This is a genomic window from Mycobacterium intracellulare ATCC 13950 (assembly GCF_000277125.1).
GTDB classification, from domain to species: Bacteria; Actinomycetota; Actinomycetes; order Mycobacteriales; family Mycobacteriaceae; genus Mycobacterium; species Mycobacterium intracellulare.
In genome coordinates this window covers 3,042,624-3,059,092 of the sequence record NC_016946.1, presented here as the reverse complement: position 1 = coordinate 3,059,092, position 16,469 = coordinate 3,042,624, and the positions used below count along the sequence as shown (strand labels likewise).

14 protein-coding genes (1 of these 14 only partly in view) are annotated in these 16,469 nt (G+C 65.7%); 5 read left to right on the top strand and 9 right to left on the bottom strand.

The window, feature by feature from the left end; translation table 11 throughout:
* Positions 1-352: 352 nt before the first annotated feature.
* Positions 353-1,069 carry a DUF6338 family protein gene (locus tag OCU_RS39020; protein WP_041787068.1) on the bottom strand — a complete coding sequence of 239 codons (717 nt, stop codon included), beginning with the start codon at positions 1,067-1,069 and terminating at the stop codon, positions 353-355.
* Between the two features lie 356 nt (positions 1,070-1,425).
* Between OCU_RS39020 and OCU_RS39015 the strand changes: the two genes are divergently transcribed.
* The gene (locus OCU_RS39015) at positions 1,426-1,821 is read left to right on the top strand and encodes a hypothetical protein (protein WP_014380287.1); all 396 of its coding nucleotides are present in this window, start codon (positions 1,426-1,428) and stop codon (positions 1,819-1,821) included.
* 11 nt (positions 1,822-1,832) lie between these two features.
* On the opposite strand, the gene OCU_RS51790 is transcribed toward OCU_RS39015, so the two are convergent.
* From OCU_RS51790 to OCU_RS39005, 3 genes are all read right to left on the bottom strand, one after another.
* Positions 1,833-1,967, bottom strand: coding sequence for a hypothetical protein (locus OCU_RS51790; RefSeq protein ID WP_014380286.1), 135 nt, complete (start codon positions 1,965-1,967; stop codon positions 1,833-1,835).
* 52 nt (positions 1,968-2,019) lie between these two features.
* A complete protein-coding gene (locus OCU_RS39010) occupies positions 2,020-2,454 on the bottom strand; it encodes a DUF4383 domain-containing protein (RefSeq protein WP_014380285.1) in 435 nt (144 codons plus the stop codon).
* An 88-nt stretch (positions 2,455-2,542) separates the two neighbouring features.
* The gene (locus OCU_RS39005) at positions 2,543-4,099 is read right to left on the bottom strand and encodes a succinic semialdehyde dehydrogenase (RefSeq protein ID WP_014380284.1); all 1,557 of its coding nucleotides are present in this window, start codon (positions 4,097-4,099) and stop codon (positions 2,543-2,545) included.
* Between the two features lie 426 nt (positions 4,100-4,525).
* Here OCU_RS39005 and OCU_RS39000 point away from each other — a divergent pair, with 426 nt between their 5' ends.
* Positions 4,526-5,764, top strand: coding sequence for a fatty acid desaturase family protein (locus OCU_RS39000; protein ID WP_014380283.1), 1,239 nt, complete (start codon positions 4,526-4,528; stop codon positions 5,762-5,764).
* A 148-nt stretch (positions 5,765-5,912) separates the two neighbouring features.
* Here OCU_RS39000 and OCU_RS38995 read toward each other — a convergent pair whose 3' ends face one another.
* The 4 genes from OCU_RS38995 to OCU_RS38985 all read right to left on the bottom strand — a co-directional run bounded on the left by OCU_RS38995 (position 5,913) and on the right by OCU_RS38985 (position 8,153).
* Positions 5,913-6,116 carry a cold-shock protein gene (locus OCU_RS38995; RefSeq protein ID WP_009954002.1) on the bottom strand — a complete coding sequence of 68 codons (204 nt, stop codon included), beginning with the start codon at positions 6,114-6,116 and terminating at the stop codon, positions 5,913-5,915.
* A 161-nt stretch (positions 6,117-6,277) separates the two neighbouring features.
* Positions 6,278-6,412 carry a hypothetical protein gene (locus tag OCU_RS51785; protein WP_014380282.1) on the bottom strand — a complete coding sequence of 45 codons (135 nt, stop codon included), beginning with the start codon at positions 6,410-6,412 and terminating at the stop codon, positions 6,278-6,280.
* 231 nt (positions 6,413-6,643) lie between these two features.
* Entirely contained in the window at positions 6,644-7,111 is a 468-nt protein-coding gene (locus OCU_RS51690) for a DUF5994 family protein (protein WP_225332129.1), read from the bottom strand.
* A gap of 250 nt (positions 7,112-7,361) precedes the next feature.
* Positions 7,362-8,153 (bottom strand): transglutaminase-like domain-containing protein, encoded by a 792-nt coding sequence (locus OCU_RS38985; protein ID WP_009953999.1) that lies wholly within the window; start codon positions 8,151-8,153, stop codon positions 7,362-7,364.
* Between the two features lie 107 nt (positions 8,154-8,260).
* On the opposite strand from OCU_RS38985, the gene OCU_RS38980 reads away from it, so the two are divergent.
* Positions 8,261-9,007 (top strand): ANTAR domain-containing protein, encoded by a 747-nt coding sequence (locus OCU_RS38980; protein ID WP_014380280.1) that lies wholly within the window; start codon positions 8,261-8,263, stop codon positions 9,005-9,007.
* 32 nt (positions 9,008-9,039) lie between these two features.
* Here OCU_RS38980 and OCU_RS38975 read toward each other — a convergent pair whose 3' ends face one another.
* Positions 9,040-9,831, bottom strand: a complete 792-nt coding sequence (locus OCU_RS38975; protein ID WP_026071367.1) for a GAP family protein — start codon at positions 9,829-9,831, stop codon at positions 9,040-9,042.
* Between the two features lie 1,027 nt (positions 9,832-10,858).
* On the opposite strand from OCU_RS38975, the gene OCU_RS50535 reads away from it, so the two are divergent.
* Together OCU_RS50535 and OCU_RS38970 are read left to right on the top strand one after the other, a co-directional pair.
* The gene (locus OCU_RS50535) at positions 10,859-11,077 is read left to right on the top strand and encodes an MbtH family protein (RefSeq protein WP_014380278.1); all 219 of its coding nucleotides are present in this window, start codon (positions 10,859-10,861) and stop codon (positions 11,075-11,077) included.
* 50 nt (positions 11,078-11,127) lie between these two features.
* Positions 11,128-16,469, top strand: the beginning of a protein-coding gene (locus OCU_RS38970) for a non-ribosomal peptide synthase/polyketide synthase (RefSeq protein ID WP_014380277.1). 25,909 nt of this gene lie beyond the right edge of the window; only the first 5,342 of its 31,251 coding nucleotides appear in the window; it begins with the start codon at positions 11,128-11,130; its stop codon lies off the right edge, out of view.

Sequence of the window (16,469 nt, the reverse complement as noted above, 5' to 3'; positions counted from 1 at the left end):
GTCAAGATCGGACGTAATCCATGTCTCGGACGATTACGTGACGGCGCCGTCCGCGACGGATGTCCCGATAGTGCGACGTTGCCGACGTCACAACAGTTTGCAGCAACCTGGATGAGGTTGCGGCGAGGCCTACTCGGATGAGCCTTGCGACCGTTGGGGCTTTGGTGCCGGGGTGGTGTTTGCAGGCTTTGAGGTGAATGCAGCCGGCACCGGCGGGGTGCCCTTCTGTGGCCTGGACCCGGATGGATAACCACCCTTCTTTTCGATGCCGCCACCGTCCGCGACGCGCTTCTCGACGCGACCTGCTCCAGCTTGGCGTTCCTTGCCGCCGCCGCTCTTCGATGTTGGTCGTTCAGCCATCGTCCCCGTCCTCGCCGTTGTCGGTTTCCTCCGTTAGCCACGGACTAAATTCAAGATATCTAACTTCTGACCAGCGGATCAGGAGTCCGACGCCGCCGGGTATAGGCTGCCCGTCCTCCTCGAGTTGCAGCTGTCCATCGTTCTCGATGAGGTACGTTTCGGCGATGTACAAATCGCCGTCCTCCCCGTAGCCGCTGGCAAACGAATCGGCCCATAACCCAGCCTTCCACTCTTCATTCATCAGTTGCAGGCGAACGATCCCGACTGGCCCCTTGGAGAAGAACCAATCCCATGCCCGCGGTTCCGGATCCTTCCCGCCGATGAAACTAAGCAGCGCCTTGACGCCGCGCTTCGGCCGTTTCAGAAGGCGCCGTGAGGATTCTTTCCAGTCGCGCGACCACTCCGTCGTGTAACCCAAGAGATAAGGGACGCTGACATACGCCCCTATGGCGGCCCACCACCACCACGAGATCCGGTCGCCGTACGCGAGAGCATCAGTGACCACAAGCGTCTGATACGCAATGTAGGTAAGTGGAGCGAATATTGCATGAAACAGCGCTGACGCACTGAGGAAGCGGAAAATTTGAGTTGCCGTGTCGGTTTGTCGCCATGCCCAAGTTGCACCAAAACTTTCGCGGGCAAGCGTGTACAAGGCGCCCGGTAGCACCGCGAAGACGGCTACCAGAAGCGCTTGCAAAGTTCCAATCATGCGTCGGTTATAACTCCGTTGGCGGCCGGGTGACCGTAGAACCGACTATGCCCCTGCTGGGAGGAGCGGTTGGAGTGCCCGCGATCAGTCAGGTTGCGATGTCGCGCGGCGCATGCCAGGGCACGCCCAACGCCTCACGCTCACGACGAATGCGCGCACAATTTTCCTGCGGAAGCCAAAGCCGCCAGGTACGCCCTTTTGTACGCCCTTTAGGTGATGTCAGCGGGCGTAAGCCAGTGTTGGAAAACCGCCTTCCTCGGAAATCGACCACAAGCGAACACGCGTTGACGCAGGAGACATACTTGGGGGTCAAGTGGTCGCAGGTTCAAATCCTGTCAGCCCGACCAGGCCTACGAATGGCGGCGGCGAACGCCTCGCCCGCGGCGGCCGCTCGCCGTGATGAGAGCATGGGCCCGATGACAACCCACACCTGCATGGGCTGCGGCCTCAAAACCCGCTACTCCTACGGGCGCAACTGCGTGGCCTGCGGCCGACAGACCCGCCGCTCGTACTACGGCGAGTGGGCGGATCGGTATCAGCAGGCCGCGATCGCGTTTGCGGCGCCCGCGAGGATCGTCAGCATGGGCGAGAAGCATCCGACGGCCGCGTTGACGTTGGGGGTGCCCGGCTCGCTCATCGCCATGGCCGCTGTCGCCGCGTACCCGATGGTGTTCGTGCCGTTGCTGTTCCTGCTCGCCGTGGCTTTGGTGGCGTCCATCCGCTACGAGGAAGCCCGCAACCCCTCCAAGTAGGTTTTATCCGGTCAGTCCTCACGGTCCGGGTCGGTGAGTTCCGGCGCGTTCTCGCGAGTGGCCATGCCGCCTTCGTGGCCGTGATCCGCGGGGCCGGGACGGCCGCCCTTCGGCTCGTCGTCATCCTTTTCCGAGTGCTTGCCCATCGCAACCTCCTTCGTCGACCGAAGGACTACCCGCAACGGCGCATTTGAAGACCTACCGCGCCTTCCGGAGGTCGGCGAGCGATTGCTTGAGCCCGCCGTCCATCCGGATTTGCACGGCGGCCACCGCCACCATGATCGCGGCGGTCACCAGGTGGACCACCGCGTCGGTGACGTTGTTGGGAAACGTGAACACGAACGCGACCCGATGCGAGAAGAACGCCCAAATGCCCGGCAGCGCACCGGCGATCGCGGCGAGCAGCAGATACAACACGGACCACGACTTGCGCATCGCGAAGACCAGGCCTGGAGCGAACAACGCAAGGCCGGCGACGGCATGCCACCCGTTGTAGTCCATTCCGAACAGCTGGACGGTCGGCGCGGTGGGCCCGATCGCGAAACTGGGATTCATGATGAAGCCGATCACCGCCTGAATGACGTGGAAAACACAAATGATCAGCAGCCCGACCTGGGCGAAACTCCACCTCACATGGCACCCCCTTGTGCGCGGCAAGATGCCCGAATACTACGCGTTGTAGTAGCACCCTGGCAATGGGGCCGCACCAAGCGGCTGAAGGTCAGTTCCGCCCGGGAATCTTCATCACGGTCCGTACGATGGGCAACAGCGACTTCTGCCACAGGGTCGACGGAATGCCAAGCGGCGGATCAAGATTGAACACGCGTGCGGTCGCGATCGTCTGCGATTCGGTGTACTTCAACAGGCCCTCGGGACCGTGGCGGCGCCCGACGCCGGACTGGCCCATCCCGCCCATCGGTGCGCCGAGGCTGCCCCACGCGAACGCATAACCCTCGTTGACGTTCACCGTCCCCGACCGCAGCCGGGCGGCGATCTGCTGGCCCTCGGCGGAGGAACCCGCGAAAACGCTGGCGTTGAGCCCGTACTCGGTGGCGTTGGCCTTCTCGACCGCCTCGTCGACGTCGGCCACCGGATAGATCGAGACGACCGGGCCGAACGTCTCGTTGGCCGCGCACTCCATCTCCGGCGTCACGTCGGTCAGCACCGTGGGCTCGTAGAACAGCGGCCCGAGGTCGGGGCGAGCCTTGCCGCCGGCGATCACCTTGGCGCCCTTGGCTTTCGCGTCGTCCACATGGTCGGTTACGGTGTCCAGCTGGCCGGCGGAGATCAGGCTTCCCATGTCAATCGAGAAGTCATACGCGGAGCCCAGCTTCATGCTGCGCACCGCGGCGCCGAACTTGCCGATGAAATCGTCGGCGATGTCTTTCTCGACGTAGATCCGCTCGATGGAGATGCACAGCTGGCCCGCGTTCGAAAAGCATGCGCGGGTGGCCGCCTTGGCCGCCTTGTCGAGGTTGGCGCCGCGCGTGACGATCATCGCGTTCTTGCCGCCGAGCTCGGCGGAGAAACCGATCAGCCGCCGGCCGGCGTGCTCGGCGAGCTGCCTGCCGGTGGCGGTCGAGCCGGTGAACATCAGGTAGTCGCAGTTGTCGATGATCGCGGTGCCGACCACCGAGCCCGGTCCGGGCACCACCGCGTAGAGCGCTCGCGGCAGGCCGGCGCGATACAAAAGCTCGGCGCACGCGAGCGCGCAATACGGGGTCTGGCTGTCCGGCTTGAGCACCACCGCGTTACCGGCCAGCAGCGCGGGCACCGAGTCCGACGCCGTCAGGGTCATCGGATAGTTCCACGGCGAAATCACCCCGACCACGCCCTTGGGCTGGTAACCCACCGTGGTCTTGCCGATGCCCGGGAGCAGCGACTGCACCGTGCGCGGCTTCAGCAGGTCCGCGGAGACCCGCGCATAGTAATTCGCGTTGGCGACCAGGTCGACGATCTCCTCCTGTGCGGCCCATCGGGCCTTGCCCGCCTCGGCCTGCAGGAGATCCATCAGGAACTCGCGGTTCTCGACGACCAGGTCGCGATACCGGCTGATGACATCGACGCGCTCGCTGACCGGACGGTTCGCCCAGTCGGCCTGCGCCGCGCGCGCCTCGGCGAAGGCGGCTTCGACGTCTTCGGCCGTGCCGACGGGGATGGTGGTCAGCGGCTTGCCGGTGAAGACCTCGTCGATCGTCTTGGTCTGGCGTGCGGTGGCGTCCTTGATCGCGGCCAACTGGCGCAGGCGGTCGAAGACCTCGGCTGACGGTGCGGGCATGTCGTCACCTCTCAAAAAGCGCAGGCGTCCAAAACACCAGACTATTGGCTCTGCGATGCCGGGGGTCTCCGGTGCCCGTGGGCTTGTTTTGAGCGGCTATCACCGAGTGGAAGACGCTGATGAGTCCGAAGGCTTTGAGAACTCATGTAGCCTCGGGTATCGACCAACCCACGAGCCGATCAGGCAGGTGCTCTCACACAGATGATACGGCCGTCCACCGGACCGGTAGGTCCCGGACGCGTCGCCGTGCCGCCCAAACCCGCGGGCCGCTTTTCTAGATCGAGAAGTTCGCCGCTTATCTGACCTCGCGTCGATCCTCGCCACTCGCGCGTAACCACCCACAAGATCGGACGTGACCCCTTTTGCCGCGGTTCGTAAACCCGCCCTGTCCGCATGCCTCCGCTCAGCCCGAATCTCACTGATTCCATGGCGATTACCGAAGTACCTGAATACGCCCACCTCAGCGATGACGACGTCGAGAACCTCGCGGCCGCACTGGACACGATCCGTTGCGACGTCGAAGGTTCGCGCGGCACCAAGGACCGTGACTACATCCGTCGGGCCATCGCCTTTCAGCGATGCCTGGAGGTCGCGGCCAGACTGACCCTCATCGGCAGCAGATCGAAGGCCGGGTGGGCTCTCGGAACCGCAGCGCTGGCTGCGGCCAAGTGCATCGAGAACATGGAACTCAGCCACAACATCAGCCACGGTCAGTGGGATTGGATGAACGATCCGGAAATCCATTCCAGTACCTGGGAATGGGACATGGTCGGTCCCTCGAAGCACTGGCAGTCCTCTCACAACCACCTGCACCACATGTTCACCAACGTCGTGGGCATGGACGACGACCTCGGATTCGGAGTCCTGCGGGTCACGCGCGATCAGGAGTGGGAGCCGAGCGCCCTGGCGCAGCCGTTGCGCGCGGTGTTGCTGGCGCTGGCATTCGAATGGGGCGTCGCGCTGCATGGCCTGTACGCGGTGCGGGATCGCGAGACAACAGAGGCCGGTAGATCTGCCCACAAACGGGTGATGATCCGCAAGATGGCTCGCCAGGCCGCAAAGGATTACGTCTTCTTTCCTGCGCTGGGCCGACGTCGATGGCGCCGCACGCTCGGCGCGAACGTGGTGGCCAACGGGTTACGCAACGTGTGGGCGTACGCGGTCATCGTCTGCGGTCACTTCGCGGACGGAGCGGAAAAGTTCACCCCGTCGGTCTTGGAGAACGAGACGAAACCCGAATGGTATCTCCGGCAGATGCTCGGGACCGCCAACTTCCGAGCCGGTCCGGCGTTGGCGTTCATGAGCGGAAACCTCTGCTATCAAATCGAACACCACCTGTTTCCCGATCTACCGAGCAATCGTTACCCCGAGATCGCTCAACGGGTTCGCGCGCTGTGCGTCAGATACGACTTGCCCTACACCACCGGTCCGCTGCTCCGGCAGTACCTGCTCACCGTCCGCACGATCTGCAAATTGGCGCTGCCCGACCGATTTTTGTCCGCGACCGCCGACGACGCGCCAGAGACAGCGTCCGAGATTAGATTTCGGGACGCCGCGGGCCGGCCGCACGTAGCAATCGCGGACACTGACGTGAGGCGACGCGGGTTGGCGACGGCGATGCTCACCCGCGGTAGACGAGGCCAGCCGGGGGGCCGCACCGCCTAGCGCGCAGTGCGGACGCAATAAGGGGGCTTTTGGATTGGCGCCCCGCGTATCTCGACGGGCGCACGAGTCCAGCGGCCGAGACAACGGCATCACCGGCCCTTGGGCCGTGTGGAATGCGTTCAGTCCCAGGGGTTTTCGTGCTCCACCGCTAGAGGGCGGTCACTCCCACCGCTTGGGGGCCTTTGGGCCCCTGGGTGATCTCGAACTGGACGCGCTGATTCTCCTCGAGGCTGCGGAAGCCGCTTTCCTGGATCTCAGAATGGTGGACGAATACATCCTTTTCGCCGCCGTCGGGGGCGATGAATCCGAAGCCCTTGTCGCTGTTGAACCATTTCACGGTTCCCTGTGTCATACGAATTTCGCTTTCTTTCGGAGCGGATGAAATTAGCTACATCCGGGTCAACCGTAACACAATCCAGCGAAAAAGTAGCGGGGGTTAATTAGCGCACGCACGCTGGGGACCTGCGGCATCCGATCACGGATAAACGGGCGCTATCGAGGAAGATCGTCGCCTCAGCGCTTCTTGGTGACCAGCAGGGCTTCCGCCTGCGAGATCTCGGCGGCCTTGCCGCGCTTCGCCGCTCGTTTTTCTTTCAGGGATTTACCCGATTTCTTACCCATGGTTTGCCGGGGGGACTTATCAGACATCGCGGCCTTTTTGATTTGGGGACCTGGCAGGTCCCGATTTAGCGAGCATACACCCCTCCTGCGCACCCCGGTCCCGCTATCAAAGCGGCCACCAACTAAACCGACCTAAAATTCCAAGTCAAAATAATTCGGGCCGCCTGCAACGCGCATGGTCGGCGAAAATGCACCGTGAAGTCAGGTTAAACAGGGTCAGTCGAATCCGGCGCTGATGCGTGATGTGGCCGACATGGTCTACTCGCGGGCGTCCACTTTTTGCCCGCTGATCATGAGGTTCGCGACCGTCAAGGCGTTGTTCGGGCCGGCCGCGGTCATCATGACGGTGTGCGCATCGTTTTCGTCGGTGTGCGGTGAAACCACCAGGAGGGTGATTCTCTGGCGATTGAGCCCGAGCACCTCGACGGTGTGAACCGGCTGGCGGCGGTATCCGTCGAGCCGTACCGTCTGCGGGCCGAACGCCAATTTTGCTGGCGCCGTTGCCCATTCGGTGAGGTTGTAGATGACACGACCCACGGGACCAAGCCGAACCGATAGCACTGCCAGCAGATCTGGCAGCTCCGCCGTCAGGTCGTCACTATGCGGCCACCACGCTCCATCGACATACCCGCTGCGGGGCGACTTCGGTTTCAGGCGCAGGCGCGGTGTGTGTAGCGGCGGGGCATGCCGGCCCCCGGCAGTGGTGTGGTCGTCATGCGGCGCCATATTGACGCTCCCGTCTTGGCCGCGAAGTGGGCCAAATCATTCGAATCGACGATGACATGGCTTTGATTCGTCACGTTCGAGGTATCGCCGATGGTCTTACACTACTCCGGTCGTGTCCGAACGCGAGCGCGAATCATGATTGCCACCGGCTTGCGACGCGGCTCTTGGCGTCGCCGTGGCGCAAACACGCCGTGGCGCAGCGGATTTCATCGAAAATGCGATGACACGGTGTTCGGGTTTGCGGCTGACCTCAGCGGATCGAAACCAGTTGGTCGATCGAGTCCCGGGGCAATTCGCCGTTCACCAGGGCGCTGACCACCAGCCGATCCAGCGTGATCGCGCCCTTGTGATTATCGAGGAAGGCCGTGTCGGCAGCGTCGCGACCGGTGGCGATGCGCACCAGCGTCTGTCGCGGCGCCAGCAGCGTCGCGTCGACCACCCGCCATTGCCCCTCGACGAAAGCTTCGGCGACCGCGTGGAAGTCCATCGGATTTACCCCGGGCGCGTAGACGGATACCAAGCGGGCCGGCACGCTGACCGCTCGCAGAAGTGCCACGACCAGATGCGCGTAGTCACGGCACACACCTTCGCCGGCGAGCAGGGTGTCCACCGCCCCGTCAATCGGATCGCTCGAGCCGGGTACGTAATTGAGTCTGGTGCCCACCCAGGAACTGACGTGCTCCAGCAGCGCCGTCGGATCGCGGTCATTGCCGAATTCTGTGGCGGCGAAACCATAGAACTTGTCGGCCTCGGCGTAACGGCTCGGCCGCAGGTACATCGACTGGTCGTATTCGGTCACCGGAGCCGGATCAGTGTGCCCCACGATCGTCGCTGCGTAGTCCACGCGCAGCGTGCCGACCTCCGCGTCGAACTTGTGGATGCGGTTGCCGTGCAGTCCGCTGACCTCCAAGGGCCGGATTTGCTCTCCGTTCAAGACGAAGCGCAGCGACTCGAAGACCTCAGCACGCGGGTGCGGCGCAACGGCAATCTGGAACTCCAGCGTCGTGGCCGCAGTGATTTCGACTTCAATCTCGGCGCCCACTTCTCGTCTCATAGCGAGATAGTGCGCCGGAGGGGCCCGGATCGCCAGCCGCGGGTCGGCGATCCTCGGTGGTTGAGCGTTTTTACAAACGGGTAGTGGCATAAACAATGCGCAACCAGGGGCAGTTCGACGCGATCGCCCGAGAGATGGTCCAAGGGGTCTCGGGCGTCTGTTGCGTGCTGCTCGACCGCGACCTGCGGATCCGGGCGGCAAGCCGGGCCTACGAGCGCGTCGCGCTCCGGGAACACGGCGAGTTGTCCGGGCAATACCTGTTCGACGCATTCCCCGACAATCCCAAGGACCCGCAGGCGACGGGGACGTCGAACCTCGCGTCGTCCCTCGAGATCGCGATGCGCGCCGGCCACACCCATAAGATGCGGCTGCAGCGCTACGACATCCCCGATCCCGCCGCCCCCGACGAATTCCTGCCCAAGGTGTGGAGGCCGACCAACTCCCCGCTGCTCGACCATGGCGAGCTGGTGGGGGTGGTGCATTGCGTGAAGGAAGTCTCCGAGAGCAGCCAGCTCCTTGCCGAGGTGGCCCGCGAGGTCGAGCGCGGTGACTCCTGGGATCCGGCCGAGCTGCTGCACACGCTCGAGGCCGTCAGCGCCGTGGAAGCCAGTCTTTACGCTCAGCGCCAGGAGTCGCTGGCCCTCGAGAACAAGCAACTGATGCGCGCCATCGAGACCCGAGACGTGATCGGGCAGGCCAAGGGCGTGCTGATGGAACGATTCAATATCGACGCCGGTGGGGCGTTCGGCCTGTTGACCCGCCTCTCGCAGCAGACGAACACCCGGGTCGAGCAGATCGCCCGCACGCTGGTCGAGACGAAGCGCCCTCCGCGCTCGGCCTGAGCCGCCGGCACGGGGCGGACCGCGATCGGGGCTCAGACGATGTGCAGACCCTGGGCCAGCTGCGACACCCCAACCACCGTGAACAGGATGACCAAAATCTGCCGGTGGTAGGTCCGCACCCAGTCGTGCAGCACCCGGAGCAGGGATTGCGTCTTGGCCGGCGTGACCACATACCCGACGAGGATCACCTCGACGACGGCGTACATCAGGACGGTGAACGCGATGGCGGCTCCGAACTGTGCGGTGAGCGACGCGCCCGAGGCCATGATGATCGCGACGATGAAGAGGACGCCGTCGACCGGCACCGAAATCAGCCCGATCACCCACGCGACCCACGACGACCCGCCCTCCCATGCGTCGTGGATGCGGCCGAGCAGGCGCCGGACGGGGGAGCCGTCGTCGCTCGAGACATCTTGGACCCGGGTCAGCAGCCGCGGCATGGCGATGGGCGCCGCGGAGGCTGACGACGGTGCCGGCGATCGGGCGTCGGGCGAGGGTTGCGCCACCCGCTGGCGCGTCACGAAGCGCACCGTCATCGCCGCCGCGATCGACAGCCCGATCACGCCGAGGCCGATTTGAACCTTTCCGAGGGTCGCGCCCGTAGAAGGGGAAGACGAACCGTGCGCGATGTGCCCGAACATGGGGGTGAAGTTCAGCAGCATCAGGGGGAGCAAGAGCTCGGGTACGCATACCGTCAGCCCGCCGATCCAGTAGGCGAGCAGACTCGGTCCCGGCCGTGGCCGCGAGATCATCAGCAGGGCGAGCCCGAGACGAACCGGGTTGAGCGCAGCCAGAATTCCCAAGCCCAGCACTGACCCCCACATGGCCGCAGCTCTACCCGCACCTGTCGGCGCTTAAACGCCGACGGGTCGCGACCGGATGGCGCCGCGGCGGAGCGGGGCCCGCCCGAAGCTATGAGCCCGCTGTGCGCCGAATCTTGATCTTGGTCAACGGATTCGGGCGAAGCCGACGAGCGGTGTGCAAGCGCGCCCGTGAGATCAATCACAAGGCCCCGGGGTTGCCGGTTGTCCGGTCCCGCCGGCCAAAACGGCCGGTTGAATCGTGCGCCAGACGTAGCCAGCCGTAGGCGCGCAGCTTCACGCCCGAAAGCAAACGCACCACTTGGTCGAACGCCGCCGTGGCAATCCGACTCGCCACAGCTACGGCGAAGCTCGATGTGTCGACCTTGCTGGCGGGGCGCTAATCGCGGTTTAGCAAGCGTCCGTACGTTTTTGCACTGTGCGGCAAACGGACTGTGTCGCCGGGTATCAATTGGCTACTGAGAATCGTCGCGCCGCGAATAGGCTGTTAAGGCCATGATTCGGCCCGCAGCTGCGGCGGGTTTATCGGTTACGCCGCGGCCACGGCGCCGCGCGCCGAGCCGCCGGACGGGGCCAGAGGCAAATATTTTTCGTTCACGTAAGCGACGCCAGGAATGCCGGGCCGGCAAATTCATTATTTCCCTAGGTCGCTTGTGAAAAAGGACGGTAAGGCACCCGTGTCGTGGCGATGTCAACGGTGCCGAGCGTCAAAGTTGTTTGCTGGACAGCGAGACACGAGTGCAACAACGGCCGCTGTTAATGTCTTACGTGAGAACGTAATTCAAATGTTTCGAAACGAGCGGCCGGGGTACACCGCGGAGCGTGAATGGCAACATTGACGTTCGTGTGGCCTACCCGGGTAGGGGGTCTGCCATGGCCGTCATGGCTCAGTTGCCACCGCGTCCAAACTCACGGGCGCCGTTTTCGACCGCATCTGATCGAGCCTGACGGCTCAATCCTTAAGTGCCGCACGGTACTTCGTGTGGTGCGCAGCGCTTGGAGTTTCGTTTCGGTGTTAGGGGGTCCATCAATGCAGCTCAATCCGTTCGACGACGGCGGCAGTTTTTTCGTCCTGGTCAATAACGAAGAACAACACAGTCTTTGGCCAACTTTTACTACCGTTCCCGCCGGTTGGAGAGTAGTTTTTGGGCAAGCCGACCGCGCCGCATGCCTGCACTACATCGAAGAACACTGGCCCGATATCCGGGCGAAAAGCCTCCGCGACACGCCGACCCGCGCCGGTTTGTGATGTTTACACCGATGTCATATGAAGGACTTCGGTAGAGCTTGGGGGGTTCAGTGGAGCGTGGTGGTGACCGGGCACTCCCGGTAACACGAGGCCAGCTCGATATCTGGTTAGCACAACAGGCCGGCCATTTCGACGCGGCGTGGCAGCTGGGCGTGCTGGTCCGTATCGACGGGGCGATCGACCCCCGTCTGTTGCACCAAGCTATGCGACACGTGGTCAACGAGGCCGAGAGCCTGCGGGCCTCGTTCTTCGAGGCCGACGGCCAGGTCTTCCAGAAGGCCGTCGACTACGACGACGTCGACTTGGTCTTCTACGACCTGACGGAATCGCCGGATCCGGAGCGGGAAGTCCGCGAGACTGCGGCATCGATCCAGCGAACGCCGATGCCGCTCACCGGCCCGATGATCAAATTCGCTTTGTTCCGTACGGGTCCCGACGAGTACTACTGGTTCACCGTCTGCCATCACATCGCCATCGACGGCATGGGCATCGCGCTGACCGGACGACGGATCGCCGCCGTCTACTCCGCGCTGGCCGCCGGCAAGCCAGTTCCCCCCGCCTTCTTCGGCTCCCTGCATGACCTCGTCAGCGGCGAGCTGGAATACGAGGGGTCCGCCAAATTCCGTGAAGATCAAGAGTATTGGGTCGCGCACCGCCCCGCGGGCAGCGGGGCGGACTATCCGGCACCGGCGCTGAATGACGGGCGAGACCCGTATTCACCTTCTCCGCCAGTGCAACTGGATCAGTCCGTGGTCGGCAGGGTCAAAGAGTTGTCCAAGACGTTGGGCATCCGTCGGTCATCGGTACTCACCGCGGCCTGCGCGCTTCTGGTGCGGGGTTGGTGCGCCGACGGTTCCGACGAAGTCGTGCTCGACTTTCCGGTCAGCCGGCGCGTCGACCCGGAGTCGAAGACGCACCCCGGCATGCTCGCCGGCGTGGTGCCCCTGGTGCTGAAGGCCGCGCCGGACACCTCGTTCGCCGACTTTTGCCGGCATGTTGACCAGCGGTCTCGAGAGGCGTTGCGCCATCAGCAATTCCCGACGCGGACGCTGGACGGCGAAGGCGGCTTCAACGGCCCGCGGCAGGCGCCCAACCGGGTGGTCGTCAACTTCGTCCCGGCCCGCCTCACCCTCAGCCTCAACGGCATCCCGGCGACCGCGACCTACACCAGCTTCGGGCCGGTTGGCCACTTCGGACTGTTCTTCCTCGGATTCGGCGACCAGCAATTCCTGAGCACTGTCGGTACCGGGCAACCGTTTTCGAATTTCGACGTCGCGGACCTGGCCGAACGGCTGCAGCGTGTGCTGGCGACCATGGTCGCCGATCCGAGCCGGCGCCTGGCGTCGCTGGATGTGCTGCGGTCCGCGGAGCGCACACGCCTGGAAGAACTTGGTAATAAGGAGGTTTTGAACCTGCCGGCGAGCGCGCCCATGTCGGTGCCGGAACTGTTCGCCACCCAGGTGGCGCGCACGCCCGAGGCCGTGGCGCTGGTGTGTGAGGGCCGGTCGGTGACCTACCGGGAACTCGATGAGGCGTCCAACCGGCTGGCGCATCTATTGACCGGACTGGGCGCAGGCCCGGGACAGACTGTGGCGCTGATGTTTTCGCGGTCGCCCGAAGCCGTCGCGTCGATCCTGGCGGTGCTCAAGACCGGTGCGGCCTACCTGCCGATCGATCCGTCCTCGCCCGAGTCGCGGATCGGGTTCATGCTCGACGACGCCAAACCCGTTGCCGCGCTGAGCACCGTCGATCTGGCCGACCGCCTCGACGGCCACGACGTGCCGGTCATCGATGTCAACGATTCGCGCATCGACGCCCAGCGCGCCGACGCCTTGCCGGCGCCCGGTCCGGACCACGTCGCCTACCTGATCTACACCTCGGGCACCACCGGTGTCCCCAAAGGCGTCGCGGTCACGCATCGCAACGTGACGCAGCTGTTGGGATCGCTGGACGCCGGCCTGCCGCCGTCGGGCGTGTGGTCGCAGTGCCACTCGTACGCCTTCGACGTCTCGGTCTGGGAGATCTTCGGCGCGCTGCTGCGCGGCGGGCGGCTGGTCGTGGTCCCCGAGGACGTCACGCGCTCACCCGACGAACTGCACGACGTGCTAGCCGGCGAGGACGTCAGCGTGTTGACCCAGACCCCGTCGGCCGTGGCGATGCTCTCGCCCGAGCGGCTTTCGGCGGCGTCGCTGGTGGTGGTGGGCGAGGCCTGCCCGGCCGAGGTGGTGGACCGCTGGGCGCCGGGCCGGGTGATGGTCAACGCCTACGGCCCGACCGAGACGACCATGTGCGTGGCGATCAGCGCGCCACTGACGAAGGGATCCGGGATCCCGCCGATCGGTTCCCCGGTGCCGGGTGCGGCGTTGTTCGTGCTCGACGGCTGGCTGCGCCCGGTGCCGCCGGGCGTCGTGGGGGAGTTGTATGTCGCCGGCGACGGGGTGACCAGCGGCTACGTCGGCCGGACCGGGCTGACCGCGTCACGATTCGTGGCCTGCCCGTTCGGTGGGGCGGGCGCGCGCATGTACCGCACCGGGGACCTGGCGTCCTGGGGCGATGACGGTCAACTGCAGTACCTCGGCCGCGCCGACGAACAGGTCAAAATCCGCGGCTACCGCATCGAACTCGGCGAAATCCAGGCCGCGCTCGCCGCGCTCGACGGCGTCGACCAAGCCGTGGTGATCGCCCGCGAGGACCGCCCCGGCGACAAACGCCTGGTCGGTTACGTCACCGGCATCGCCGACCCCGTCGAGGCGCGCGCCGCACTGGCCGAGCGGCTGCCGGGCTACATGGTGCCGGCCGCGGTGGTCGTCCTCGAGGCGCTCCCGCTGACGCCCAACGGCAAACTCGACATCCGCGCTCTGTCGACGCCCGAATACACGACGGGCGAGTACCGCGCCCCGGGCAACGCGGTCGAGGAGATCCTGGCCGGCATCTACGCCGAGGTGCTCGGCGTGCAGCGCGTCGGCGTCGACGAGTCCTTCTTCGAACTGGGCGGCGACAGCATCTTGTCGCTGCAAGTCGTGGCGCGGGCCCGCGCGGCGGGCCTGACCTGCCGGCCCCGAGACGTGTTCGTCGAGCAGACCGTCGCCCGGCTCGCCCGGGTGGCGGGGGTGAGCGACGGAGCGGCGCAGGTGGTCGACGAGGGCGTCGGGCCGGTGCCGCCCACCCCGATCATGCGGTGGCTAGAGGGCGCGGAGCAGGCCGGCCCGGTCGATCAGTTCAACCAGACCGTGATGGTGCAGGCCCCCGCGGGGGTGACCGCGGCCGACGTCTCAATGGTGTTGCAGGCCTTGGTTGATCGGCACGCCATGCTTCGGCTGCGGGTCGAGCGCGACGGCACCGGCGGCTGGTCGTTCCACATTCCCGAACCCGGGTCGGTGTGGGCGCAGGACTGCCTGCAGGCGGTGGACGCGCTGACCGACGACGCGCTGCTTGACGCCCGTTCGCGGTTGAACCCGTTCACCGGGGCGATGCTGAGCGCGTTGTGGGTCGAATCCACCGGCCGGCTGGCGGTGATCATCCACCACCTGGCCGTCGACGCGGTGTCGTGGTGGATCCTGTTGGAAGACCTCAACATTGCGTGGGCGCTGCACAGCGCCGGACAGCCGGTGGAGCTGCCGCCGGCGGGGACCTCGTTTGCCCGCTGGGCGACGATGCTGAACGAGCACGCGCGCCACCCCGACGTCGTCGGCCAGCTGAACGCCTGGAAGCGGGTGACGGAGGCGCCCGCCGCGCTGCCCGCGGCGCGCCCCGACGTGGACACCTACGCCAGCGCCGGGCGCTTGTCGGTCGAGCTGGACGCCGAGACGACCGCGATGCTGCTCGGCGAGGTGCCGACCGCGTTCCACGCCGGGATCCAGGACATCCTGTTGATCGCCTTCGGGCTGGCATGGGCGGAATTCTTGGGTGACACCGGCGCCCCGATCGGCATCGACGTCGAGGCTCACGGACGCCACGAGGAACTCGGCGCCGACATCGATCTGTCCCGCACCGTCGGATGGTTCACCACCAAGTACCCGGTGTCCCTGGCGGTGGCCGGGTTGCGCTGGGCGCAGGTGGTTTCCGGCGACACGGCGCTGGGGCCCATCATCAAAGACGCCAAGGAGCAGCTGCGCGCGCTGCCCGACCCACTGACCTACGGGCTGCTGCGCTACCTCAACTCCGACGTCGACCTCGCCGGACCCGACCCCTCCATCGCCTTCAATTACCTGGGACGCCAAGGCGCAGCGCCCGATTCGGCGGGGGAGGGCTGGAGCATCAGCCAGGATGGGCTGTCGTTGATCGGCGCCGCCGCGGCGGTGCCCATGCCGCTGATGCACACCGTCGAACTCAATGCCGGCACCATCGACACCGGCGCCGGGCCGCACCTGCACGCCGAATGGACCTGGGCGCCATCGGTTCTCGACGCCACGCAGATCACCCGGTTGAGCCGGCTGTGGTTCGAGGCGCTGTCCGGGGTCTGCGCACACGTCCGCAACGGCGGCGGGGGGCTGACGCCGTCGGACATCGCCCCGGCCCGTTTGAGCCAACAGCAGATCGACGAGCTGGCGCGCCGGCACCACATCGCCGACATCTTGCCGCTGACGCCGCTGCAGCAGGGGCTGCTGTTCCACTCCAGCACCGCGCAGGGCGGCGACGACATGTACGCGGTTCAACTGGATTTCACGCTGACCGGGCCGCTCGACCCCGACCGGCTGCGCGACGCGGTGCACACCGTCGTCAAGCGGCACCCCCACCTGGCGGCCCTGTTCTGCGAACAGTTCGACGAGCCGGTGCAGATCATCCCCGCCGATCCCGTGGTCGAGTGGCGGTACCTCGAGCTCGACGACGGCGGCGCCGGGGAGGCCGACGCCGACGCGCGAATCGAGCGCCTGTGCGCGGCCGAACGCGCCGCGGTGTGCGACCTCGCCGGGCAGGCGGCGTTCCGGGCCGCGTTGATCCGCACCGCGGACCGGCGATTCCGGTTCGTGCTGACCAATCACCACATCCTGCTCGACGGCTGGTCGCTCCCCATCCTGCTGCGCGAGATCTTCGCCAGCTACTACGGGCAGCGCCTGCCCGCCGCCGGCTCCTACCGGGCCTTCCTCACCTGGCTGGCCGATCGCGACCTCGACGCCTCCCGCGAGGCCTGGGCAGAGCTGTTGTCCGGCTTGCAAACTCCCACCCTGGTCGCGCCCGAAGACCGATTGGGGCAGGGGCGCCGCGGCTTTGAGAAGTCTCGCGTGTCCGCGCAGACCACCCGGGCCCTCGGCGAGCTGGCGCGCTCGCACCACACCACGCTGAGCACCGTGCTGCAGGCCGCGTGGGCGTTGGTGCTGACCTCGCTCACGGGTCAGCACGACGTCGTCTTCGGCACCCCGCGGTCGCGGGTCGGCCAGCTCGAGGTCGACGA